The organism is Psychrobacter sp. P2G3 (assembly GCF_001593285.1).
Taxonomy (GTDB): Bacteria; Pseudomonadota; Gammaproteobacteria; order Pseudomonadales; family Moraxellaceae; genus Psychrobacter.
This window is the reverse complement of the sequence record NZ_CP012529.1, coordinates 2,195,326-2,219,803: the sequence shown is the minus strand read 5'-3', so window position 1 is coordinate 2,219,803 and position 24,478 is coordinate 2,195,326. Positions and strand designations below refer to the sequence as shown.

General features: G+C 41.4%; 21 protein-coding genes. 13 read left to right on the top strand and 8 right to left on the bottom strand.

From position 1 onward, the window contains the following. Positions 1-134 precede the first annotated feature (134 nt). The 8 genes from AK823_RS08965 to dcd all read left to right on the top strand — a co-directional run bounded on the left by AK823_RS08965 (position 135) and on the right by dcd (position 7,907). A complete protein-coding gene (locus AK823_RS08965; RefSeq protein ID WP_068328328.1) occupies positions 135-848 on the top strand; it encodes a CoA transferase subunit A in 714 nt (237 codons plus the stop codon). Between the two features lie 77 nt (positions 849-925). Next, positions 926-1,555, top strand: coding sequence for a CoA transferase subunit B (locus AK823_RS08960; protein ID WP_068036520.1), 630 nt, complete (start codon positions 926-928; stop codon positions 1,553-1,555). A 65-nt stretch (positions 1,556-1,620) separates the two neighbouring features. Continuing rightward, positions 1,621-2,421 carry a 3-hydroxybutyrate dehydrogenase gene (locus AK823_RS08955; protein WP_068036519.1) on the top strand — a complete coding sequence of 267 codons (801 nt, stop codon included), beginning with the start codon at positions 1,621-1,623 and terminating at the stop codon, positions 2,419-2,421. A 156-nt stretch (positions 2,422-2,577) separates the two neighbouring features. After that, positions 2,578-3,927, top strand: coding sequence for a magnesium transporter (mgtE, locus tag AK823_RS08950; RefSeq protein ID WP_068328326.1), 1,350 nt, complete (start codon positions 2,578-2,580; stop codon positions 3,925-3,927). Between the two features lie 389 nt (positions 3,928-4,316). Next, complete coding sequence (apbC, locus tag AK823_RS08945) at positions 4,317-5,534, top strand: iron-sulfur cluster carrier protein ApbC (RefSeq protein WP_068328323.1); 1,218 nt, start codon at positions 4,317-4,319, stop codon at positions 5,532-5,534. 72 nt (positions 5,535-5,606) lie between these two features. Further along, positions 5,607-6,038 (top strand): hypothetical protein, encoded by a 432-nt coding sequence (locus AK823_RS08940; RefSeq protein ID WP_068328320.1) that lies wholly within the window; start codon positions 5,607-5,609, stop codon positions 6,036-6,038. A 52-nt stretch (positions 6,039-6,090) separates the two neighbouring features. After that, the gene (locus AK823_RS08935) at positions 6,091-7,212 is read left to right on the top strand and encodes a DUF2804 domain-containing protein (protein WP_068328318.1); all 1,122 of its coding nucleotides are present in this window, start codon (positions 6,091-6,093) and stop codon (positions 7,210-7,212) included. 119 nt (positions 7,213-7,331) lie between these two features. After that, positions 7,332-7,907, top strand: a complete 576-nt coding sequence (gene dcd / locus AK823_RS08930; RefSeq protein ID WP_068036512.1) for a dCTP deaminase — start codon at positions 7,332-7,334, stop codon at positions 7,905-7,907. A 105-nt stretch (positions 7,908-8,012) separates the two neighbouring features. On the opposite strand, the gene AK823_RS08925 is transcribed toward dcd, so the two are convergent. The 6 genes from AK823_RS08925 to AK823_RS08900 form a co-directional block, all read right to left on the bottom strand. Further along, a complete protein-coding gene (locus tag AK823_RS08925; protein WP_068036510.1) occupies positions 8,013-8,450 on the bottom strand; it encodes a ClpXP protease specificity-enhancing factor in 438 nt (145 codons plus the stop codon). Positions 8,451-8,609: 159 nt separating this feature from the next. Next, positions 8,610-9,224, bottom strand: a complete 615-nt coding sequence (locus AK823_RS08920) for a glutathione S-transferase N-terminal domain-containing protein (RefSeq protein ID WP_068036508.1) — start codon at positions 9,222-9,224, stop codon at positions 8,610-8,612. 218 nt (positions 9,225-9,442) lie between these two features. Continuing rightward, the gene (locus AK823_RS08915; RefSeq protein ID WP_068036506.1) at positions 9,443-10,156 is read right to left on the bottom strand and encodes a cytochrome c1; all 714 of its coding nucleotides are present in this window, start codon (positions 10,154-10,156) and stop codon (positions 9,443-9,445) included. Then, complete coding sequence (locus AK823_RS08910; protein ID WP_203226538.1) at positions 10,156-11,361, bottom strand: cytochrome bc complex cytochrome b subunit; 1,206 nt, start codon at positions 11,359-11,361, stop codon at positions 10,156-10,158. The genes AK823_RS08915 and AK823_RS08910 overlap by 1 nt, the downstream gene beginning before the upstream one ends. Before the next feature lie 22 nt (positions 11,362-11,383). Further along, on the bottom strand, positions 11,384-11,968 hold the full coding sequence (gene petA / locus AK823_RS08905) for a ubiquinol-cytochrome c reductase iron-sulfur subunit (RefSeq protein ID WP_068036502.1): 585 nt from the start codon (positions 11,966-11,968) through the stop codon (positions 11,384-11,386). A gap of 464 nt (positions 11,969-12,432) precedes the next feature. Then, positions 12,433-14,379, bottom strand: a complete 1,947-nt coding sequence (locus AK823_RS08900) for an ATP-binding cassette domain-containing protein (protein ID WP_068328317.1) — start codon at positions 14,377-14,379, stop codon at positions 12,433-12,435. Positions 14,380-14,665: 286 nt separating this feature from the next. Here AK823_RS08900 and AK823_RS08895 point away from each other — a divergent pair, with 286 nt between their 5' ends. From AK823_RS08895 to AK823_RS08885, 3 genes are all read left to right on the top strand, one after another. Continuing rightward, positions 14,666-14,944: a SlyX family protein gene (locus AK823_RS08895; RefSeq protein ID WP_068328315.1), complete on the top strand. Its 279-nt coding sequence runs from the start codon at positions 14,666-14,668 to the stop codon at positions 14,942-14,944. 238 nt (positions 14,945-15,182) lie between these two features. After that, positions 15,183-16,568 (top strand): outer membrane protein transport protein, encoded by a 1,386-nt coding sequence (locus tag AK823_RS08890; protein WP_068328314.1) that lies wholly within the window; start codon positions 15,183-15,185, stop codon positions 16,566-16,568. A 407-nt stretch (positions 16,569-16,975) separates the two neighbouring features. Then, a complete protein-coding gene (locus AK823_RS08885; RefSeq protein WP_068328313.1) occupies positions 16,976-18,475 on the top strand; it encodes a hypothetical protein in 1,500 nt (499 codons plus the stop codon). A 455-nt stretch (positions 18,476-18,930) separates the two neighbouring features. On the opposite strand, the gene putP is transcribed toward AK823_RS08885, so the two are convergent. Continuing rightward, a complete protein-coding gene (gene putP, locus AK823_RS08880) occupies positions 18,931-20,433 on the bottom strand; it encodes a sodium/proline symporter PutP (RefSeq protein ID WP_068036492.1) in 1,503 nt (500 codons plus the stop codon). 622 nt (positions 20,434-21,055) lie between these two features. After that, the gene (locus AK823_RS08875; protein ID WP_068036490.1) at positions 21,056-21,928 is read right to left on the bottom strand and encodes a LysR family transcriptional regulator; all 873 of its coding nucleotides are present in this window, start codon (positions 21,926-21,928) and stop codon (positions 21,056-21,058) included. A 319-nt stretch (positions 21,929-22,247) separates the two neighbouring features. On the opposite strand from AK823_RS08875, the gene leuC reads away from it, so the two are divergent. Beyond that, complete coding sequence (gene leuC / locus AK823_RS08870) at positions 22,248-23,666, top strand: 3-isopropylmalate dehydratase large subunit (protein ID WP_068328311.1); 1,419 nt, start codon at positions 22,248-22,250, stop codon at positions 23,664-23,666. Positions 23,667-23,801: 135 nt separating this feature from the next. Continuing rightward, on the top strand, positions 23,802-24,452 hold the full coding sequence (gene leuD, locus AK823_RS08865; protein WP_068328310.1) for a 3-isopropylmalate dehydratase small subunit: 651 nt from the start codon (positions 23,802-23,804) through the stop codon (positions 24,450-24,452). The last annotated feature ends 26 nt before the right edge of the window (positions 24,453-24,478 follow it).

Here is a 24,478-nt window from a genome sequence, read left to right as displayed (position 1 = left end):
CAGAAGGTAATAAAAACAACAAACTTAATGAAATGATTCAAAGGCAATAATAGAACGGATACGTAATAAATTTAAACCATTATTAATCTATGGATTAATGAAAAGATCATAAACGATAATTATAGGAGACAACCATGAGTCAATCAAAAATATATAGTAGTGCAGAAGAAGCGTTAAAAGGTATTGTAAGTGATGGTCAAACCCTCGCAATCGGCGGTTTTGGTCTGTGTGGTATTCCTGAAGCTTTAATCGAAGCATTGCGTGATAGCGGCGTTAAAGATTTAACCTGTATCAGTAATAACGCGGGTGTTGATGACTTTGGCTTAGGATTACTATTACAGACTCGTCAAATCAAAAAAATGATCTCATCTTATGTCGGTGAAAATAAAGAGTTTGAGCGTCAATACCTAGCTGGCGAGTTAGAAGTTGAATTGACCCCGCAAGGGACATTGGCTGAAAAGCTACGTTCGGGTGGCGCTGGTATTCCTGCGTTCTATACTGCAACTGGCGTCGGCACACTCGTCGCGGAAGGTAAAGAGACGCGTGATTTTGATGGTCGCACATATGTGCTTGAACATACATTGCGTGCTGATGTGTCATTAATCAAAGCGCAAAAAGCAGATAAATCGGGTAACTTAATGTTCAACAAAACCGCCCGTAACTTCAATCCAGACTGTGCAATGGCTGGCAAAATCACCATCGTCGAAGTAGAAGAAATCGTAGAGACTGGTACGTTCGATCCTGACGAAGTGCATCTGCCTGGTATCTTTGTGCAGCGTATTGTATTAAACAGCAACCCTGAAAAACGTATCGAAAAAACGACAACTAAAGCAGTTGAAAACGCTTAAATAAAGAGTCTGTCAAAATATTTTTTAACTTTTTAGATTAATGATAATAGAACATTGTAAAAAATAAGGAAATTACCATGGCATGGACAAGAGAGCAGATGGCGCAGCGCGCTGCGAAAGAATTACAAGACGGTTATTATGTGAACTTAGGAATTGGTCTACCAACTCTAGTGGCTAACTATATTCCTGAAGGCATGGATGTTTGGCTACAGTCAGAAAACGGTCTGTTAGGTATTGGTGAGTTTCCAACCGCTGAAAACGTAGATGCTGACTTGATTAATGCAGGTAAACAAACGGTGACAGCAGAGCCGGGTGCCAGTTATTTTGGTAGCTCAGAGTCATTTGCCATGATTCGTGGCGGTCATGTCAATCTGGCAATATTGGGCGCGATGGAAGTCTCGGAGCAGGGCGACCTTGCCAACTGGATGATTCCTAAAAAGATGGTCAAAGGCATGGGCGGTGCCATGGATCTAGTTGCAGGCGTGCAACGCGTGATTGTATTAATGGAACAAGTTAATAAACACGGCGATCCAAAAATTCTTGCCAATTGTGAGCTGCCATTAACCGGCAAAGGCGTAGTGGATCGTATCATCACTGAGCTTGCCGTATTAGATGTCACTGACAATGGTTTGAAGTTGGTTGAGCTTGCAGATGGCGTTAGCTTTGAAGAACTACAAGAAAAGACGCCAGTGAGCATTGCTCAATAAGCATGTTGCATACATATATCTTGCACAGGCATTAAAACAAGCTATTTGATAAAGGAATATAAAATATGGCGACTCAATTACAACAAGATTTGACAGGTAAGGTAGCTTTAGTCACAGGCTCTGCAAGTGGTATCGGACGTGATATCGCTGAGACTTATGCCAAAGCAGGGGCAGCGGTTGGTATTGCAGATATTAATCTTGAAGCGGCGCAGCAAACGGTCGATGCTATTGAGGCTGCTGGTGGACGCGCACTGGCGATTGCTATGGATGTGACATCAGAGGATGCCGTAAATGATGGCGTGCAACAGCTAGTTGATACTTTTGGCGGTATTGACATTCTCGTCTCCAATGCCGGTATTCAGATTATTGATCCGATTAATAAAATGGCATTTGATGATTGGAAAAAGATGCTCGCCATTCATTTAGATGGTGCATTTCTGACTACCAAAGCTGCCGTACAGCATATGTATAAAGACGATAAAGGTGGTACGGTCATTTATATGGGTTCAGTACACTCGCATGAAGCCTCACTTTACAAAGCACCTTATGTGACTGCTAAACACGGCTTGCTTGGATTGTGCCGTGTGTTAGCCAAAGAAGGCGCTGAGCACAATGTACGCTCACATGTGATTTGCCCAGGGTTTGTTAAAACGCCGTTAGTCGAAAAACAAATCCCGCAACAAGCGGCAGAAAAAGGCATCAGTGAAGAGTCGGTGGTTAATGACATTATGCTGGTCAATACAGTCGATAAAGAATTTACCACCGTTGATGATATTGCTCAATTAGCGCTATTTTTAGCAGCGTTCCCAAGCAATGTGTTTACAGGGCAGTCTATCGTTGCCAGTCATGGTTGGTTTATGAATTAAACAGGTTTGATTGATATTTTATTAGTTTAGTATTCATTAGCTTGCTAATAAAAGACCAATCCATTAGCATCTAGCTTCTATTAATTTGAGCCAATAATATTGGCTCTTTTTTATGAGCTTTTGCTGCACCGTTTTGGGCCGCACGGAGTAAAAATAATGAATAATAAAGATTTTGCCGAAACTTTTGCAGCGAAATTAGGCCGTGCCATCGAACAACAGCAATTCGAACAAGCGATTAATCAAGTACAAGATTTGCGACCTATTGATATCGCTGATGTGCTCGCACTCATGGAGTCTAAACTTGCTTGGCAGCTATTAGAGCGCTTATCTAATCGCTCTACCATTTTTTCTTATCTAGAACCTGATGTTCAGGTCGCTATGGCACATGAGTTTCCTCGAGATAGCATGGCGATATTAGTAGGGGAGATGCCCGCTGATGAACGCACCGATTTATATAAGCACCTAAATCAAGATCAGCGCGACGCTTTACTGCCTGCATTGGCGCAAGCGAAGCGTGAAGATATCCGTAGGCTATCTGCCTATGAGGAGCGCACTGCTGGCGCCTTAATGACGTCTGATTATGCTACTTTAGCTGCTCGGATGACAGTAACTGAGGCATTGGATGCGCTACGACTGGAAGCCCCCGATGCTGAGACCATCTACCATACTTATGTGATTGATGATGAACGTAAGTTGTTAGGAGTTGTGTCGTTACGAGTACTAATTTTAGCGTCTCCTGAACAGTTAATTAATGACATTATGATGAGCACTGTGGTGTCTTGTAATGTGAACGACGATCAAGAGGACGTCGCCAAAGTAGTGGCTCGTTATGACTTGATTGCACTGCCAATTACTGATGACAGTGGTGCCTTGGTAGGCATTGTCACCCATGATGATGCGATGGATGTCGCTAGTGATGAGGCAACTGATGACTTTCATAAGTCAGGCGGTGTCACGACTATGGTTGGTAGGCTCAAAGATGTCAGCGTTAGAGTACTGTATCGTAAGCGCGTGTTTTGGCTGGTTTTTTTAGTATTTGGCAACTTGCTTTCGGGCTTTAGTATTGCCAATTTTGAAGAGGTAATTGCGGCCAACTTAGTGCTGGTGTTTTTCTTACCACTCCTAGTCGATAGTGGCGGTAACGCTGGTTCTCAGTCTGCCACCTTGATGGTGCGTGCTTTAGCGACGGGCGATGTGGTCATGCGAGATTGGCTCTCGCTATTGGGACGAGAAGCTGTAGTCGCCTTAATGCTAGGCGCTACTATGGCAGTTGCTATCTCTATCATTGGTTATGTGCGCGGCGATGCGGTAGTATCTTTGGTGCTCGCGCTTAGTATGATGTCTGTGGTTATGATTGGCTGTGTAATTGGAATGAGCTTGCCTTTTGTATTGAATAAAATAGGTCTTGACCCTGCCACTGCCAGTGCGCCTTTGATAACCTCGGTATGTGACGCCTCAGGCGTACTGATTTACCTATTTATTGCTTCTCAATTTTTATCTATATAACTTTAATAATAGTCAATTTAATTCAGAAACACACAATGCTGCTAGGATGTTTTATTTTAAAATATAGGTTGTGTAGCCTCTATCAGTGTCATGGTCGAATGTTCAATACTCCCTAGTCGCACGCTAAAAAGTTTTATACCTTTTTTTGTTTTGAACTGACTATATATAATAGCTTATTAGTAAATAATCGTGAGCGCCAATTATAAGAGGGTAGCGAACAGCTAAAATATAGAAGAATTTCATTGCAGTCTTTTTATTAATGACAACTATTAATATTATAGTCTTTTTAATATTCTCAATTCAGATACACTGACTATCCCAAGAATATTTACTATTAAATTCTTAAAAGTCATGTCATCAAACCTATTCATATAGAAGTAAAGGTAGCTATGTTCAACTTTATAAAAAAAATAACGTCAGAAAAGCCTGAAACTCCGCAACAGCAAGCAGAGCGTGATAGTGCTGTGGATAAAGTATTGCTTGGCTATGAAGTCGGCACTATTAGTATTGCTACCATGGTAACGGGGCTTGAACGTGATGGCGACCAATTAACCTTAGACTTACGTTTACCAGCAGATACTGATCCTGAAATCATTCAGCAAGAGCTTGGGCAACTGCTGCATCCGCACGGTATCAAAACCATTCATATGAATGTACGTCTATTAGCGGCAGCTAAGGGCGCAGGCTCAAGCTTACCGAAGCAAATGCCAAAGACGACGGATGCCATGGCTAAGCAAGCCAAGCCTACCGCACAATCCAATACAGACAGCGAACCACCGATTACTAAAGCTGCACCAACACAAGCGTCACTAGCGCCGCATCCGCGTATTCGTCATATTATCGTAGTCGCGTCAGGTAAAGGCGGTGTGGGTAAATCAACTACGACGGTTAATATTGCCTTAGCATTACAAAAGCTAGGCAACCGTGTTGGCGTACTCGATGCTGATATTTATGGCCCTAGTATGCCAACGATGCTAGGCGTCGCCGATGTAAGGCCGCAACTAGAAAATGAGCAGTTCGTTCCTGTCGATGCGCATGGCATGGCGATGTTATCGATTGGTAGCTTGCTCGATGGTGATAATACACCTGTCGCTTGGCGTGGGCCAAAAGCCACTGGTGCCTTGATGCAGCTGTATAACCAAACCAATTGGCCGCAGCTAGATTATTTAGTGATTGATATGCCGCCAGGTACGGGTGATATTCAATTGACGCTAGCACAGCGTATTCCAGTCACTGGCGCAGTGATTGTCACGACGCCTCAGCATATTGCACTACTTGATGCGCAAAAGGGCGTTGAGATGTTTAACAAAACTAATATTCCGGTACTTGGTGTAGTTGAAAACATGGCGCTGCATACGTGTAGCAACTGTAATCATACCGAAGCTATCTTTGGTACTGGTGGTGGCGAGTTTATCGCTGAGCAATATCAGGTACCGCTGTTAGGGCAGCTTCCATTGGCAAGTGGGATTCGCGCACAAGTGGATAAAGGCGAACCAAGCGTACTCGCTGATGATGAATTTGCGCCGTATTATCTGAGTATTGCTAAGAACATCGAAGCCAATATTAATAAATTTGCTAAGCCTGTCGATGATAAGCGTATTTTTTGATGGTTCTTAATGGTATTGAAATAGCCTGAACGGTTAACCTGTAAAGTCCTTGTATTTTAAAAAGGAAGTATTGTGAGCTTATCTATTTATCAAAGTCATTTAGATAATATTCCCAAACAGTATAAGTTCCTAAAATTATTGCGCCCTCCGATATATGTGATTGAACTCTCAAACAATCAATTGATTGGCGTTTGCTACTATAAAGATGGTAGTAGCAAACGTCATCAGGTTAAAGCTGACTTTAGCAACCGCCGACTAGTGATTGCTGATTTTAACAAGTTTTCAAAGGCTCTCGCTGACCTGTTAATTAAGTTTCCTAGACACTTTTTATGGATGAGTGTAATGGCATCAACGAATGTGACAGAAACGTTAGTTGATGGATTGACCAGCATTGAAGTTAAGGTAATAACGGAAGCATTTTTTGTGGCTTCTGCACAGGCAAAAAGAAGAGTTTTACACACCACAGTCAGCTATCAAGGAAAGATAGTCTCTTTAAATAAATAGTCTCTTTAAAAAACCAGTACCTTTAGAAAAATTTGGCTAGGATGCCTTGACGATGTATCAAAATCGCGACGAACAAGATCAGCAACACTTATCCACCAGCTTGCGACCATTTGCTCTTGACGAGCTTATTCAAAATGGTCAGCCTACCTTTGGCGTCTTTGCTCACGTCAAGAGTATCAACTATCTTGACTATTATAGTTATCTTATCTCACAAAAATCCTTACCCAATTGGCGCAAAGCGCTCAAAGCCAACCAATTTTGCTTTATCCAAATTATTCAGCCTCCTTATCGAGTCTGTTTAGCACTGGCGACCATTAAGCTTGCGGCTAGTGCCTTCGTCTATCTTTATAACGATAAGACTGATGAGTTAGAGGTTGATGAAGCGCTACAACCTTTGACTCGCCAAACACATTTAACAGGTGATTGCCATCAAGGGCAGATTGCGTTTGTTCATGCAAAGCTGACAGTTACTTTAGATTTTACGCCCGCGCAAGTTATCGTTGCGCTAGACAGTCAAAACCTTGCACTCCATGCAACCTTAGCAAGGCAGTCGCAGCCACTCGCTGTCTGTACACCAACGGGCAGGCGAGGCTGGACGTTCACCCAAAAAGAACCTTTGACAGCCATATCTGGGCATTTACTCATTAAAGGCAAGTCAAAGTTTAACGTTAATGCTTCTAATATTCCTGATTCTAAAGCCAAGCAAATAGACTTTACTAATACCACCATTGCCAATCTAGATTGGACACTTGGTTATATGCGTCACAAGACCAATTGGTTTTGGACGTGTATTAATAGCTATTTACCAGATGGTCGTCATTTTGCATTGAACTTATCGATGGGCGTTAATGAGACAGGAGCCAGTGAAAATGCGTGCTGGCTTGATGGACAGATATCTTACTTGCCGCCCGTGATGTTTATACGTAAAGATTTGGACGCATCAGCGCAGAATATTTGGAGTGTCTATCATCAAAACTTGGGTTGGAGCAATGTCGATATTGATTTAACCTTTACGCCTATTACTGTCTATAAGAAGACGGATAACTTTGGTGTGCTTGCCAGTATCTTTGAGCAATGGATTGGACTATATAGTGGTGAAATACGCTTAGGAAACAAGGTGATTAGAATTGATAAGATGATAGGGCTGGCAGAAGATCATTTTGCCAAATGGTGAATCATGATAGGTAATAAGTCCGTTAATATCGTTATGGATTTTAAAGTCGCCACTGCTCTATAAATTAAGCCGCCAATTCCGTATAATCGTCGCTATTAAATATTTGCTAAGGAAGAACAATGTCTATCAAGTCTGACCGCTGGATTCGTAAAATGGCTGAAGAGTATGGCATGATTGAGCCATATGAACCGGGTCAAGTACGCTTTAATGATGCAGGCGAACGCTTGGTTAGTTACGGCACCTCAAGCTATGGTTATGACGTACGCTGTGCGCCTGAGTTTAAAGTATTTACCAACGTGCATTCAGTAGTGGTTGATCCTAAAAACTTCGATGAAAAAAGCTTTATCGATATTGTAGGTGATGAGTGCATCATTCCACCCAACTCATTTGCATTGGCACGTACGATGGAGTATTTCCGCATTCCACGTGATGTATTGACGATTTGCCTTGGTAAATCAACTTATGCACGCTGCGGTATTATCGTCAACGTGACGCCACTTGAGCCTGAGTGGGAAGGGCACGTGACTTTAGAGTTTAGTAATACCACTAATTTGCCAGCACGTATTTATGCAGGTGAAGGCGTGGCACAGATGCTATTCTTCCAAAGTGATGCTGATGATGTCTGCGAGACCAGTTATAAAGACCGTGGCGGTAAATATCAAGGTCAAAGAGGCGTTACATTACCAAGAACCTAATACGGTCTTTAGGGATGCAAGCCCTTTGAACCGGCAACAAAAAAGCTGGGCGTATCTAATACGCTCAGCTTTTTTATGTCTCAGTGTTTATTAACTCAAGCTTTATTATTTTAAGACTTTTAAACCTGCTTTGTTATCACGTTTTGGCTTAGGAGCGACAGTAGGACTCTTCTTAGCAGCAACTTCTGATTCGTCCTCAGGCTTATAGTTTTCATATTCACTAGGATCAAAGAACATACCCTGTGAGTTTTCTTTTGCATAAATGCCCATCACAGCAATAAGCGGTACCCAAATCTCTTGCGATACCCCACCGAAGCGTGCACTGAAATGGATGTATTCATTTTCCATACTCATGTTGCCTGTAGCACGGCTAGCGATATTTAGCACGATACGACCATCTTGGACGTGTTCGGTTGGTATTTGTACATTCTCAGCAGTGGCATCTACCATTAGATATGGTGTCAGGGCATTGTCTTCTATCCATTCGTATAATGCACGCACCATATAGGGGCGGGTTGGGGTAATAGACGTGGTTTCGCTCATCTGATGATTTCCTATATTTAATGGTCTTTAATGATTAAAAAATACCTTGTTCAGCTTTTCATTAACGGATAAAACATCAATGAAATTTGCTTATCTTTTATTTTATTAGCTTGTATTGGACTAATTTCCATTTTAATCAAGCTGTCTGCAGTCGTCTAATTAGCGAACGCTTTTTTTAAAGCTCTCACGCTCAAAGAGTCGTGTTTGATAGTCAAACAATGGACGACTGATAGCTCGAGGTAGTTCGATACCCATCTCTTCAAGACGCCATAACAAGGGCGCTAACAGCACATCGCACCAGCCAAATTCATCTGCCATAAAATAAGACTTATGAGCGAACAGTGGGGATAGGGTAATCAATGAATCAGCCAACTGTTTTTTTGCCACGGCAGCTTGGGCTTTATTAAAGCTATCTGGATGCATGAGCAGTCGTTTACCAAGTACCAGCCAATCACGCTGGATACGCCATGCTAACTGTCGAAATTGTGCCCGCTCTTGCGGGGTATCAGGCAGCAGTTTGTTTGCGTGATAACGTTCCTCAAGATACTCAAAGATAACGTTAATCTCATATAGCGAGATTTCACGTTGTTGTAAGACAGGCAAAGTATGATAAGGGTTTAGCTCGGTCAGGTCTTCAGGGCGCTCAGAATGTAAGCGTGATAAATAGTAAGCGAGCTTCTTTTCTTCAAGTAATAGGCGTACCACATGACTGTCGTAGCCATCATCAGCATATAAAATTAGCTGACTACTTGGAATGTCATTCGCATCAATCATGAAAGCCTAATGTTAATAGTTAAGGCTGCCATCGTAAACAAAGTTGCCTCGTTTATCAAGGTAGTAAGCGTAAACTATATCGAGTATCGGTACTAATAGTGCTTAATACAAAAGTATTAGAATATTCCTTAATGCAAAACAAAAAAAGAGGCACTACCGAAGTAATGCCTCTTTTTATAAATAAATATAGAATTTACATATCACATTCAATTGTTTGATTATTTTACGTCTTTCCAAAACTCTTTGTTTAGTAGATAAACAGGAATCAATAAGACGAGCAAAAATAGAATAACGAACATGCCGATGACCTGACGATCATGACGAACAGGTTCGCCCATCCATGCCATGAAGTTAACTAAATCACCAACTTCGCTTTCAAACTCTTCTTTACTTAAATCTTCTTGTAGATTATGCAGTACATGAGGCATAGCTGCATTCGCCAACACTAAGTTGTTAGCACCCCAAGGACGACTTGGGTCCTCATAGAATGATAACAAGTAAGTATAAACCCAGTCGTCACCGCGTAATCTGGTCTCAAGCGATAAGTCTGGTGGTGCTGCCCCAAACCATGATGCTTGAATCTCAGGATCAATTTCAGCATCAATATGATCACCAATTTGATCAGTGGTCACCATCAAATACTTTTCGACCAGCTCAGGTGGTATCTCTAAGTCTTTCGCTATACGTGAATGACGAACGTACTTCGCTGAGTGACAACCTGCGCAGTAGTTCATGAACATCTTAGCACCGTTCTGTAACGAACCCTTATTGGTAAAATCAATTGGGGCTGTGCTACAAGCTAAATGTTCTTCGACACCTTCGGCATTAGTGAACGTACCGCATCCACTACCTGCGGCCAGTGCAGTACCAGCAGTCAGGGTTAATGCCGCACCTAAGCCCAAACCAGTTAAGGATCTTGTTAGCGTGTTCATTAGTGACCTCCGGTAACGCGTTCTGGTGGCTGTTTACACTTCTCAATGGCAGTGTAAATCGGCATCAATAAGAAAAACAAGAAATACAATATAGTAAATATACGAGCCATTAATGTCGCTGTTGGCGTCGTTGGCGTCGCACCTAAATAGCCAAGTACCAAAAAGCTAATTGCAAAGATGGTTAGAGCAATTTTAGATAAAATACCTTTGTAACGTATCGAACGTACAGGAGATCTATCAAGCCATGGTATTAGGAACAATACTGCAATCGCAGCACCCATCGCTATAACACCACCAAGCTTATCAGGAACCGCACGTAAGATGGCATAGAAAGGAGTGTAGTACCATACTGGCGCAATATGTGCAGGCGTTTTTAGTGAGTTAGCTGCTTCAAAGTTTGGTGGCTCAAGGAAGAAACCGCCGCCTTCTGGGAAGAAGAATACCACTGCAAAGAAGCAAATAAAGAACACTACAATACCAACCATATCGTGTACGGTGTAGTAAGGATGGAACTCAATACCATCTAATGGTATGCCGTTTTTATCTTTGAGTTTCTTGATGTCAATACCATCTGGATTGTTCGAACCCACATGATGTAAAGCCACTAAATGCATAAATACCAAACCGACTAATACTAGTGGAATAGCAACTACATGTAAGGCAAAGAAACGGTTTAGAGTAATACCTGAGATAATATAATCACCGCGTACCCATTCAGCAAGACCGTCACCAATAACTGGTAGCGCAGCAGGAAGATTCAAAATAACCTGTGCACCCCAAAATGACATATTGCCCCACGGTAGTAGATAACCGAAGAAGCCTTCTGCCATCAAGGCTAAGTAGATGCCCATACCGATGAGCCAAATAAGCTCACGTGGTTTCTGATATGAACCATAGAGCAAGGCTCTAAACATATGCAAATAGACTACTACAAAGAATGCTGATGCCCCAGTCGAGTGCATATAGCGAATAAGCCAGCCGCCTTTGACGTCACGCATGATGTATTCAACAGACGCAAATGCTCCTTCGGCACTTGGGTTGTACATCATCGTAAGCCAAATCCCAGTGACCAATTGGTTGACCAATACCACCATTGATAAAACGCCGAAGAAGTACCAAAAGTTAAAGTTCTTCGGTGCATAATATTTGGACATGTGGTATTCATAGGTTTCAGTCGCCGGAAAGCGCGCGTCTACCCAATGCATTAACTTTTTACCCATACTCATATTAAGCCTCCCCAACCGTCAAGATGGTACCATCCATACTATATTCTGGGATGGGTAAGTTAAGCGGTGCCGGAACGCCACTATAGACGCGACCCGCTAGGTCATACTTAGACCCGTGACAAGGACAGAAAAATCCACCGTACCAGTCATTACCACCTAAGTCAGCAGCACCAACATCAGGACGGTAATTTGGTGCACAGCCTAAATGCGTACACACGCCTTCTACAACCAATACACTTGGTTCTAAAGAACGAGTAGGATTCGTACAGTATTCAGGTTGTAGTGATGCACTAGAATCAGGGTCAGATAATAATGGCTTTACTGATTCAAGCGTACCTAACATGTCTTCAGTGCGTTTGACTACAAAGATAGGTTTGCCGCGATATTTTACGACAATCATTTGTCCTTCTTCGATAGAACCGATATCTTGGGTAACTGCAGCGCCTGCAGCTTCTGCTTTAGCACTTGGATACCAAGAACGAACAAAAGGTGTCGCCACAGCAGCTACCCCAGCTGCACCAATCGCGGCAGTCGAGGCAATAAGAACTCTACGGCGTTGTACATTAACGCCTTCGGCATGGCTCATTAATACTTCCTCCAGGTGAATGAAATGGGATTATCCCACACTGGGTTTGTGACTTAGAAATTTACAATACCAATATATAAGCCACGTTAGCTGTGCCTAATTTTGCTAATTGTTGCTATTCTAAGCTATTTTGGTCATAAAATAAATTATTGTGTCAAAAATAAAACTACTCTGACAGCACATCTTTTCTAGCTGTAACCTTACTAAAAAGTTACAGCCAGTCTAAAACTAACATTTCATTATATTAAAATATGATTTTAACAATTACCCTAGAATCAATAAGGATATTCAAAGACCGAGAATGATACTTGAAATTACGGTAATGTTCACTAACTTTCCATACATTTACTACTATTTGTCTCATTAAGACATATTCAAGATAACTGACAACTATTTGTCTGTTTTTTGCCTAACAATACTATATTGATTGTCTTTATCATTTTGATTGGCTAACCAAAAGCACTTCAATCATTTTCAAGGGCTTCCCAACGTTCAAGCTTATTCATCATTTCATCTTCAATGACTAACAGTCGCTCGCTTGCAACAGTTGCCGCCTCGAAGTCTTGAATGAACCATGAACCATCAGCCAATTTTTCTTGTAGCTGAATTTGCTCTTGTTCAAGAGCGGCAATCTCTTTTGGTAGATTATCAAGTTCGCGCTGATCATTATAGTTCAGCTTTTTTGCCGCTTTATTGGGCTTGGCTACTGCTGTCGACTTATTAGTAGACTTACTATTTTCAGCGCCTTTGTTAGTAGACTTAACTGCATTGGCTGCTTGTGCGCGATTCTTCTGTATCAGATATTCTTGGTAGCCACCGACATATTCTTTAACGATACCTTTGCCATCTTCATCTTGGTCAAACACCCAAGTAGAAGTGACTACGTTATCCATAAATGAGCGGTCATGGCTAATCAAAAGAATGGTACCGTTAAAGCTGCTGACGGACTCTTCTAACAGCTCAAGGGTGGCCATGTCCAAGTCGTTGGTTGGCTCATCAAGTACCAGGATATTAGCAGGTTTTAGCAGCTGTTTGGCGAGTAACACACGGTTACGCTCACCACCAGATAGGGCTTTAACTGGGGTACGTGCACGTTCTGGAGCAAATAAGAAATCTTGTAAATAGCTCATGATATGCGTCTTACGTCCACCAACCTCGATGAAATCTGAGCCTTCTGATACGTTTTGAGCAACAGTAGCTTCAAGGTCTAACTGATCTCGAAGCTGATCGAAAAATGCGATTTTTAAATTAGTGCCTAGCTCAACGCTACCACTTTTGGTCACTTCATCATCAGACATATCGAGTAGGGCTTTAATAAGCGTGGTTTTACCCGCGCCATTTGGTCCTATGATACCGATTTTGTCACCGCGCATAATAGTAGTCGTAAAGTTATCGACCAATACATTGCCGTTGTACTCAAGATGTAGGTTTTTAACCTTACAGACCAGCTTGCCGCTTTTTTCACCTTCGCCCATCGTAATATTAACGTTACCGACTTGCTCGCGGCGGTCGCTACGTTCTTCACGGAGCGCCTTTAGTTCACGTACGCGGCCTTCGTTACGGGTACGACGCGCTTTAATGCCTTGGCGAATCCAAACTTCTTCTTGTGCTAGCTTTTTATCGAAGTTTGCGTTATTTTTTTCTTCTGCTAATAGCTGTTGCTCTTTGAGCTCTTGGTAACGTGCATAACCTGTTGCACCTTGAGTGACGTCATAGCTCGTTAATTGACCACGATCAAGCTCCACAATACGAGTAGAAAGCTTATCAACGAATGCTCTATCATGGGTGACAAACAGCAGGGTCAGGCCTTGCCAATCGAGCAAGAAACGCTCTAACCATTCAATACTATCAACGTCCAAATGGTTGGTTGGCTCATCAAGTAATAGCATGTCAGGCTTTGTTACTAATGCACGTGCAAGCAGTACACGACGCTTACGACCACCGGATAGAGAGGATAAGTCATCTTCAGGGTCAAGTCCCATAGTAGTGATCAGACGAGTTGCTTCGCGTTCTAGATCCCAACCGTGAACGGCATCAATATCATGCTGCAACGTTGCCATACGCTCACAAGCATCCATATCACCATCTGCACATAGATTAGTCTGCTGGTTGTATTTAATCAATAGGTCAGCGGTACGACGACTTCCACCCATGACGATGTCTAATATTCTACCGCTAGTCTCAGGTACGTCCTGCTCAAGCATTGCTACGCTTGCACTACCGTTAATGATGACCTCACCACTATCAGGCTGCAATGAGCCGTTGATTAGTTTAAATAAAGTAGATTTACCTTCGCCATTGCGGCCGATCAAACAGACGCGCTCGCCTTCGTTGATGCTAAAGTCAATGCCATCGAGAACAGGAGCAACGCCAAAGGCGAGATGGATATTTTTTAAATGTATCAGTGCCATAAATTATCTTAAGCTTATATATAGTGGTGAAAGTGATGATTGAACGATAGTGATATAAAGGATGTTGCTAAATTGTCAGCAGTATAACATGCTGCCACACGACTTTAGCGTGAGCAAAGATTTTTTATCATGTCTATTATGGTTAAAGTACGAATATAAATGAGGTAATTTTCACTTTATCACTATCATCTTATTAGTAACAATCATCATGACTAACCCCTCGTTAACTATAAATGACCTATAATATGAGACCTATACTATAAATAGTCATGACATTGAGAAAAGTATGAATACCGCATTAGAAAATACAGAAGACAGTACAAGCCAAAAAGATAGGATATCAGACCATTCTGAGCTATACACACAAATGGTTGAACTACAAATGAGTATAGCTCATCTTGAATTAACAATAGAGCGTCTTGATGAAGTGGTTACTCGCCAAGACAAACATATTCATACACTGCAGCGTCAGCTACAGCTGGTATACAAGCAAGTGGAAAGTCAAAGTGCTGACGATGGTATTGCGCCCTTTGATGTAATAGCAGATAGACCGCCACATTATTAAATTTGAGGAAATTACCTATTATTTATCTTGGTTTTTGGTAACTTCTTAATTAACTAAACTATATCTCTATAAATAGATATACCTATTATTCTGTGACCAAACGGTCATAAACGAGAAATAATATATATTTTTTGTTGTCTTAACGTTCAAAAGACATTAACATCCTTCACCGAGGATACCACCTGCATAATGATGATTATCAGGAAGGTATGACAATGAGGACGTTTGGAGAAATATAATGGGCCCTAATTTTCATTTAAAAACACTTGTAGTAGCTGTTGCAGCCTTTTCTGTTGCTAGTATAGGTAACGCCGCTGGTCTTGATCGCTCAGGGCAAGATATTACTGCATTCTTACAAGACGGCCTGTACGCAGAAGCCAGTTATACTTATATTGATGCTAAAGTTAGTGGACATGATAATGCTTATATCGGTGATGATAACAACGGTTATCAACAAGGTAAAAAAATTGATGACATCGCTGAGTCATATGACTTTTTTCGTTATGGTGTAAAAGCGGATATTAACGATACTTTTAGCGTTGGTATCTTATATGATGAGCCTTTTGGTGCAGCCGCTGACTATAGTGGTGATAATAATTTTGTTGCAAAAGGTGATACAAGTGCGACTATTAACTCTGTTTCTAGAGGAAAATTTGCCAATGTGACCGAAGCATTAGGTGCACAAGCTTTTTTACAAGGTGAAATTGATCGTACAACAGATCCAGAATTGAAAGCAGCTCTGACAAAACAAAAAAGAGATGTAGATATTGCTTTAGGTGCTACCCAAGCAGAACTTAATAGTAAAGGTGAAGGTACTAACGTTGAAGTACGCAGTGAAAGTATTACTGGTATTTTAGGTATGAACTTTGGTGTCAATAAAAACTTCCAAGTCTATGGTGGTCCCGTTGCACAGCAAATCCAAGCTGATGTAAAGCTACGCGGTCTTGCCTATGGTCCTGCTACAGGCTATACCGCTCATCTTAGTTCTGGTAAAGATTATGGCTGGTTAGCTGGATTATCATATAGCAAACCAGAAATTGCCTTAAAAGCAGCATTAACTTATCGTTCTGAGATTGACCACAGCATACCTATCCATGAGCAGTATCCAGCAGTTGGTCTTGAAATGGGTAGTAGCATCGATATTACTACCCCTGAATCTGTGAACTTTGATTTCCAAACTGGTGTTAACCCAACGACACTAGCCACTGCAAAAGTACGCTATGTACCATGGAGCGATTTTAATATCGTACCACCATTATATACAGCAGTTAGTAAAGCAAAATATCCTGATGGTCTACCGCTAGTCAGCTATGATGATGATCAATGGGTTGTCGAGCTTGGTTTAGCCAAACGTCTAACGCCGGCATTAGCGGTTACAGGTAATATTGGTTGGGATAGTGGTGCTGGTAATCCAGTAACTTCTTTGGGTCCTATTGAGGGCTACTACAGTGCAGGCCTTGGTGCCAAATACAACGTGACTGAAAACTGGGCAGTCTCAGCGGGTGGCAAATACTTATGGTTTGGTGATGCAGAAGGCAAAACGCCAACCCAAGACATCGTTAGCAACTTTGAAGATAATGACGGTTACATACTGGGTGTTAAAGTCTCTTATCAAGCTCAATAATCTGAGTATATTCAGACTTATACTGACGTAAAAGTTCTTAACTGCATTTCTATTATTTTAAGCTATAAAAAAGCGATCCATAAGGGGTCGCTTTTTTTGTAGATAAATCTAAGTAAAAAAGGTAAATAAAGAAATCCTGCTGTTAGCATATTATTGATATTAAGAAGTCGATTTAATAGAGCTAGATTTATATATAACCCTTAGCTACGATTGATTAAAGATATGGTTATAATTAAGAACTGTCCAGTCATATTAGAGAAATAAAGCACTTTAAGTGTTGTCTTAGTGTGAGAAAGCCATTACTATTCAAATTAGGAGACCGTTTAAATAACGAGCATAACGTGGTAAATATTATCACTGGCTAATTATGGTAACGGTAAAACAACGAGGATGTTTGGAGATACACAATGCGCAATACTTTTCACTTGAAAACACTCGCGGTAGCAATCGCAACAATTTCTGTAGCTAGTTTATCTAATGCTGCTGGTCTTGATCGCTCTGGTCAAGATGTCACCGCATTCTTCCAAGATGGTACTTATGCTGAGGCTGTTTATACTTATATTGATGCCGATGTTAGTGGTTATGATAGTGCCAATAACGTCCCTAGTAGTAATACCTATGTTAAAGGTGGTGAGACTGGTGATATTGCTGAGTCTTATGATTTCTTCCGTTATGGTGTAAAAGCCGATATTAACGACACTTTTAGTGTTGGTATTTTATATGATGAGCCGTTCGGTGCAGCTGCTGAATATACTGGTGATAGCAACTTCGTTTCGAAGGGCGATATTAATGCATCTATCACTCAGTTAACTGGTGGACGTGTGAATGCTACAACTATTGGACCTGCAATTCAAGGTCTGACTGAGGCTGCTCAAGCTGCTGGTGTAGAAGCGCAACGACTTGGACAATTAGCTGCAACAGCTACAGATCCACAAATCGCACGAGATTTTGCACAACAAGCTAGAGCACAAGCAGAAGCAGCGCAAGGCTTTGTGAAGGATGCTACTAGCCTTGGTACTGCAGGAGCAATCGCACGAGCTGAAGCAGCTAACGCAGGTGAAAATACAAACGTCGAAGTTCGTAGTAATAGCATTACGGCTATACTGGGTGCAAAGTTTGGCGCCAATAAAGAATTCCAAGTGTATGGTGGTCCAGTCGCTCAGCGTATTGAGTCTGAAGTGCGACTACGTGGCCTTGCTTATGGTCCGGCTACTGGTTATACCTCACGTAATAGCCCTGATACAGACTACGGTTATATAGCAGGTATTGCTTATAGTAAGCCAGAGATTGCGTTAAAAGCTGCTTTGACATACCGATCAGAGATTGATCATAATATGAAAATAGCTGAAACTTATCCTTTAGCTGGTGTTCTAGCTGGTGATCCAGCAGCAGCCAATCAAAGTAATAACATGGAAATTACGACTCCTAAATCAGTAAACTTTGACTTTCAAACGGGTATTAACCCAACGACTTTAGCCACAGCAAAAGTACGCTGGGTACCTTGGGGTGATTTTAAAATAACACCACCATTGTATAATGCAGTCAGTAAAAATAACGAATTGTATGAAGAAAACGGTTTAAACTTAGTTGAATATGATGATGATCAGTGGCAGGTAGAAGTTGGTGTGGCTAAGCGTTTAGCGCCAGCACTTGCCGTTAGTGGTACTGTCGGTTGGGATAGCGGCGCAGGCGATCCAACGACTTCATTAGGACCTATTGAAGGCTACTATAGTGTTGGTCTTGGTGCAAAATACAACGTCACCGAAAACTGGGCAGTCTCAGCGGGTGGTAAATACCTATGGTTCGGTGATGCCAAAGGTCAATTACCAACTGATAAAATCGTTGGAGATTTCCAAGACAATGATGGCTATATTCTGGGTGTGAAGCTTTCTTATCAAGATTACTAGTAGTTTCTTTATTTGCTAGTAACTGACTTTCAAAACAATAAAAAAGCGATCCATGATGGGTCGCTTTTTTATTATTTTAATTAAGAGAAAGATAAAGGGTATGAGTGTTATAGCAGGTTTAAGGCAATGTAAATCGCGTAGATTCAGTCTCTCATTGTAAACTTGGAGGTAGCGACAATAAGGGTTATAAGTTTAGCTGATAAAAGCTTTTTTGCTTGCTGTGAGTAAGCCTATCATAGGCTGGGTAAACTCATCATAGCTACACTATATCTGTGATTAAAATGAATTGACTATAGTTACACTCATTTTCCCTGCTACTCAAATTGATGACACGCCCTAAATGATCGCTGAGCTAATGCAGATATAAATCATCAGACAGTAAAAAAAGCCAATAAAAAACCCTCGCTACCATGATAGTAACGAGAGTTGTGATAACAACAAAATATGTCGATAGTTTACTTATCTAAGTTAAGCTCCATCTCTTCGAACTTCGCAATAACAGAAGGCTTAGGACCGCCAGTAGCCATACTGACTACGACAATAGCAATCGTACTCAATATAAAGCCTGGGACAATCGCGAATAACCAGCTACCAAGTTCAGTACCGTCAGCTAGAGTGAAGCCACCATAAATCCATAGGATAACGGTCAACGCACCAACGACCATGCCTGCAACAGCACCGTTACGGTTCATACCTTTCCACATTAGACTAATAATAACTAGTGGTCCGAATGCCGCACCAAAACCTGCCCAAGCATTAGACACTAGCTTTAGTACCGAGCTGTCCGGATCAGATGCGAGTAAGATTGATACCACAGCTACAGCTACTACTGATAGTCGGCCGACCAATACTTGGCGAGCTTCTGGCGCATCTTTATCAAAGAATAACTTATAGACATCTTTAGTTAGCGAGCTTGATACTACTAACAGCTGTGATGAGATAGTACTCATGATGGCTGCTAAGATAGCTGCTAATAAGAAGCCCGATACTAGGGGATGGAATAAAAACTGTGTAAACACTAGAAAGATAGTTTCAGGATCATCTAGAGTCATTGCTGTTTTTTGTACATAAGCACGACCAGCAAAACCAGTCATCAATGCACCAATCAAGCTCACAACCATCCAGCTCATACCGATATTGCGTGCGGTTGGTACATCTTTAACCGAACGTATTGCCATAAAACGCACAATGATATGTGGTTGACCGAAATAGCCAAGACCCCATGCCATCAAAGAGATAATACCAATCACACTCATACCACTAGTAATATCTAGCAGGCTTGGATCAATATTTCTCACTGCTGTAGTAGTCGCCGATATACCACCAAGATCGGTGAAAGCAACAACAGGCACAATAACCATCGCAAATAGCATGATGATACCTTGCACAAAGTCAGTCATTGAGACCGCTAAGAAGCCACCAAATAAGGTGTAAGCGACAACAACGCCAGCGGTAACCCAAAGACCGGTACTATAAGATAGGTTGAGTGAGCTTTCAAAAAGCTTACCGCCACCCACTAAGCTTGCAGCAGTATAGACGGTGAAAAATAAGATAATAACCACTGCTGATATGACACGTAGCATGTGCGACTTGTCTTCGAAGCGGTTAGCGAAATAGTCAGGTAGAGTAATTGCGTTATCAGCGACCTCGGTATAAACGCGAAGACGCGGCGCGACAATGATGTAGTTGAGCAGGGCACCAAGTGTTAAACCAAGTGCAATCCAAACACTAACGACCCCGTCAGCATACATGTAACCGGGCAGGCCAAGTAATAACCAACCTGACATGTCTGATGCACCTGCTGATAAAGCAGTTACTGCTGGGCCTAAGCTACGCCCACCAAGCATGTAGCCTTCAGTGTCATTTGCTTGTTTAAAGTAGGCATAGATGCCAATCCCAATCATTACCAAAAAATAGGCACCAAGCGATATTAGTACACCACTAGAAATTCCATTCATAGAAACTGTCCTTAACCAACTGTATTGGTTTTAATTATATTTAACTATAAAGTCTTATGATTAAAATACGATCTACAAAGACAAGAAAAGCCATTAAGTAGAACAAAATGGCTTTTTGCTTATAGTCAGTATTCACTTCTAGTTTTATATGATTGATGCTGTTTTCACCTATAACTTATTAAGTTATCAATAATCAATTAAATTACCTAATGTTAGTAGTTCTAACTGATCATCACGGACAAAATCAATCATTTAAAACTGTCAATTCTGCAATTTGGCTATATCTCTTATACAGAATATAACATGCAGAAGTCAGCAAAAATTAAACATAAAGTACCATTGTTAAACGTTATTACTGATAGTAGTTAAATCATCTATCTACTTATCATAGATAGATGATTGGCAAAAATAGCTATATTTGCCATCATACCTTACCCAAACCATTCAGTAAGTGAGTATCAGTGTTGTTATGGTAACTATATGTTATAAAAGTAAACCTGTGCGTATTATAACGTATAGAGATTATAATTGCGAACAGCGCCTGTGCATATAGATTTCAAACTATTGATTAGATTCATGTCACGAATTGATCTGCTATCTTTACTGTCAGCTATACCTATTATCAGTCAATAGGCGCAAGCAATTCTAATAAAGCTTCAACGCTACTAGAACGCGTTAGTTTGGGATTAATGACCACCCCTAAATATCGTTGTAGTTCGATATTATCAGCCATATTGATACGTTCTAGATCTTGGCTAATTAGGGTTTGCGGCAATACCGACCAGCCAAGTCCAACGGATACCAACATGCGAATAGACTCAAGTGGATTTGTACTCATGGTCGCATAGGGTTTTAGATTATGTTTGGCGAATTCTGCTAGAGTAATTTGACTGGTAAAGGTGTTAGCAGAAGGTAAAATAGCAGGGTAATGTGCCAATTGCTCTAAGGTTACATTGGTTTTCGTCGCTAAAGGCGATAGTGCACCTGTCATAAAATATAGTGGGTCTGACCATAGGGTATGATAGGTGAGGCGCTTATCATAGACAGGCGGTAGTGTTAAAAAAGCCAGAGATAAATTGCCATCAAGGACGGCTTTATGCGCTTCTTCTGAGTCTACGAAATGAACTTCAAGCTGCACCGCAGGATAACTCTGGATAAAATCCTTTAACACTGGAGCAAGATGATGCAAGCCAATATGATGACTGGTACCAATGACTAATTTGCCAGAAACGATTTGCTTAGAATGTTGCAGGTTTATCTTAAAATTCTCGTAATCTTCTAGCCAGCGCTTCGCATGCGGTAGCATTTCACTGGCTGCTTGAGTCGGTACAATACCCCGACCTACGGTATCAAATAAGGTAATTTTAAACTCATCTTCTAGATTTTTGATGCGTTTGCTAACAGCAGGCTGGGTAATAAACAGCTTCTCTGCTGCGCCTGATATGCTACCTGTTTGCATAACGGTCACAAACGTCGTCAAATTAGTGGTATTCAAACCGATGTCCTTAGCTTGGATATAAGCTATAAATAAAAGTTGGCTTGCCTATTCATAATGTATTAGAAATAAAAGTTTGTGAATAGATAAAAATCATCAATTATTATTATAGAATTAGGCTGCTATAATCACAAGACATTGGGACACTTTTTGACATTTTTATTCTGATGGCTTTATAAATTACTGTTTCAGTAAAGAGCAATAAGTATAAGAACAAATAGGTAACCCTAAGAATTTGCAATAATTAACTCTCTATTTATGAAGTATAGGCAGAGATAAATACATAATAAGTAATTGGCAATTAATAAAGGATAGCAATATGGCTGGTCATACGTTATACGACAAACTCTGGAATGCTCATGAAGTCACAAAGCGTGATGATGGTTCGAGCTTGATTTATATTGACCGCCATCTATTGCATGAAGTGACTAGTCCGCAAGCATTTGAAGGCTTAGAGCTTGCCAATCGCGCTCCGTGGCGACTCTCGGCTAACATTGCCAGCCCTGATCATAACGTACCGACAGTGAGTAAAGAGCGTCTTGAGGGTGTGGCTGGTATCAAAGATAAAGTCTCACGCTTGCAGGTGGTTACTCTAGATGATAACTGCGCTAAGTTTGATATTGCAGAGTTCACCATTAATGATGCTCGTCAAGGCATCTTGCATGTGGTTGGTCCTGAACAAGGTCTGGTGCTTCCAGGTATGACAGTCGTATGTGGTGATTCGCATACGGCAACTCATGGTGCACTTGGTTGTCTTGCGCATGGTATCGGAACTTCTGAGGTTGAGCATGTACTTGCAACCCAGTGTTTAATTACCAAAAAAATGAAAAACATGCAAATTCGGGTCAATGGTAAGCTTGGCACTGGCGTAACCTCAAAAGATGTGGTACTTGCCATTATTGCGCAGATTGGTACAGCTGGTGGCAATGGCCACGCAATTGAGTTTGCAGGACAAGTGTTTGAAGATATGAGCATGGAAGGGCGCATGACTGTCTGTAATATGGCAATTGAAGCTGGCGCACGCGTGGGCATGGTAGCTGTAGATGACTTAACGATTGATTATGTTAAAGGTCGTCCTTACGCACCAACGGATAAGCAGTGGGAACAAGCAGAAGCTTACTGGCGTACACTATATTCAGACGATGATGCAGTATTTGATACAGTTATTGAAATCGACGGTAGTCAAATTGCACCGCAAGTATCTTGGGGCACCTCACCTGAAATGGTCGTTGACATTACTCAGTCGGTACCAACCCCTGATCAAGCGGCTGATGAGTCGCAGCAAGAAGGCTGGTTACGCGCTTATACGTATATGGGCTTGCAAGCAGGGCAGCCAATCACTGATATTCAGCTTGATCGTATCTTTATTGGTTCTTGTACCAACTCACGTATCGAAGATTTGCGTGATGCAGCGGCAGTGATTAAAGGTCGTAAAGTTGCAAATACGATTAAAGAAGCTATCGTGGTGGCAGGATCTGGGCAAGTAAAACTGCAAGCAGAAGCAGAAGGTTTGGATACCTTGTTTACCGATGCAGGTTTTGAATGGCGCGAGCCGGGTTGTTCAATGTGTCTTGCGATGAATGCCGATAAGCTTGAGCCAGAAGAGCATTGTGCATCAACGTCCAACCGTAACTTTGAAGGTCGTCAAGGCACTGGTGGACGCACGCATTTAGTGAGCCCTGCGATGGCAGCAGCAGCAGCATTGGCTGGTCACTTTGTGGATGTGCGCACGTTTTAGTAGCTATATGCCAGTGTAATGCGCGTCAATTCTATATGGATACGTGCATAGCGTTGCTTTTAATCGCCACTCAGTATCGCTACTTAAAATAGCCACTTACTTCTAAATAAGAAATGTCATTTATAGGAAATTTTTATGCAAGCTTATAATACTCAAACAGGTATCGTTTGCCCACTCGATCGCGCAAACGTCGATACCGACCAAATTATTGCAAAACAGTTTTTAAAATCCATTAAACGTACCGGCTTTGGCGTCAATTTATTTGATGATTGGCGTTATCTTGACGAAGGCTATCCGGGTCAAGACAATAGCACGCGCGTTATTAACCCAGACTTTGTCTTAAATAAGCTACGTTATCAAGACGCAATTATTTTGCTGTCACGCAGAAACTTTGGTTGCGGTTCTAGCCGTGAGCATGCGCCTTGGGCATTATCTGAATATGGCTTTCGTACGGTTATTGCACCAAGTTTTGCAGATATTTTTTATAATAATTGCTTTAAGAATGGCATGCTTCCTATTGTTTTAGATGAAGCAATTGTCGATAAGTTGATGAAAGAGACTTTAGAAAATGAAGGCTATGAGCTAACGGCAGACTTGGAGCGACAAGTCGTTATCAATTCAGTAGGACAAGAATATCCATTTGAAATTGATGAGTTTCGCAAGCATTGTTTGTTGAATGGTCTAGATGATATTGGTCTTACTCTGCAGCAGAGCGATGCCATTAAGGATTATGAAAATAAAATGATGCAACAGACGCCTTGGATATTTAATGAAGTCAAGGCATAAGCAACGAATCTTATTGGGCACTTAGC

Bases quoted from the DNA above. Each gene is read 5' to 3' on its own strand.
- AK823_RS08960 (WP_068036520.1), top strand. From the start codon at position 926: ATGGCATGGACAAGAGAGCAGATGGCGCAGCGCGCTGCGAAAGAATTA.
- apbC (WP_068328323.1), top strand. From the start codon at position 4,317: ATGTTCAACTTTATAAAAAAAATAACGTCAGAAAAGCCTGAAACTCCG.
- AK823_RS08920 (WP_068036508.1), bottom strand. From the start codon at position 9,224: ATGATTGATGCGAATGACATTCCAAGTAGTCAGCTAATTTTATATGCT.
- AK823_RS08900 (WP_068328317.1), bottom strand. From the start codon at position 14,379: ATGGCACTGATACATTTAAAAAATATCCATCTCGCCTTTGGCGTTGCT.
- AK823_RS08965 (WP_068328328.1), top strand. From the start codon at position 135: ATGAGTCAATCAAAAATATATAGTAGTGCAGAAGAAGCGTTAAAAGGT.
- putP (WP_068036492.1), bottom strand. From the start codon at position 20,433: ATGAATGGAATTTCTAGTGGTGTACTAATATCGCTTGGTGCCTATTTT.
- AK823_RS08925 (WP_068036510.1), bottom strand. From the start codon at position 8,450: ATGAGCGAAACCACGTCTATTACCCCAACCCGCCCCTATATGGTGCGT.
- AK823_RS08895 (WP_068328315.1), top strand. From the start codon at position 14,666: ATGAATACCGCATTAGAAAATACAGAAGACAGTACAAGCCAAAAAGAT.
- AK823_RS08890 (WP_068328314.1), top strand. From the start codon at position 15,183: ATGGGCCCTAATTTTCATTTAAAAACACTTGTAGTAGCTGTTGCAGCC.
- petA (WP_068036502.1), bottom strand. From the start codon at position 11,968: ATGAGCCATGCCGAAGGCGTTAATGTACAACGCCGTAGAGTTCTTATT.
- dcd (WP_068036512.1), top strand. From the start codon at position 7,332: ATGTCTATCAAGTCTGACCGCTGGATTCGTAAAATGGCTGAAGAGTAT.
- AK823_RS08915 (WP_068036506.1), bottom strand. From the start codon at position 10,156: ATGAACACGCTAACAAGATCCTTAACTGGTTTGGGCTTAGGTGCGGCA.
- mgtE (WP_068328326.1), top strand. From the start codon at position 2,578: ATGAATAATAAAGATTTTGCCGAAACTTTTGCAGCGAAATTAGGCCGT.
- leuC (WP_068328311.1), top strand. From the start codon at position 22,248: ATGGCTGGTCATACGTTATACGACAAACTCTGGAATGCTCATGAAGTC.
- AK823_RS08885 (WP_068328313.1), top strand. From the start codon at position 16,976: ATGCGCAATACTTTTCACTTGAAAACACTCGCGGTAGCAATCGCAACA.
- AK823_RS08935 (WP_068328318.1), top strand. From the start codon at position 6,091: ATGTATCAAAATCGCGACGAACAAGATCAGCAACACTTATCCACCAGC.
- leuD (WP_068328310.1), top strand. From the start codon at position 23,802: ATGCAAGCTTATAATACTCAAACAGGTATCGTTTGCCCACTCGATCGC.
- AK823_RS08955 (WP_068036519.1), top strand. From the start codon at position 1,621: ATGGCGACTCAATTACAACAAGATTTGACAGGTAAGGTAGCTTTAGTC.
- AK823_RS08910 (WP_203226538.1), bottom strand. From the start codon at position 11,361: ATGCATTGGGTAGACGCGCGCTTTCCGGCGACTGAAACCTATGAATAC.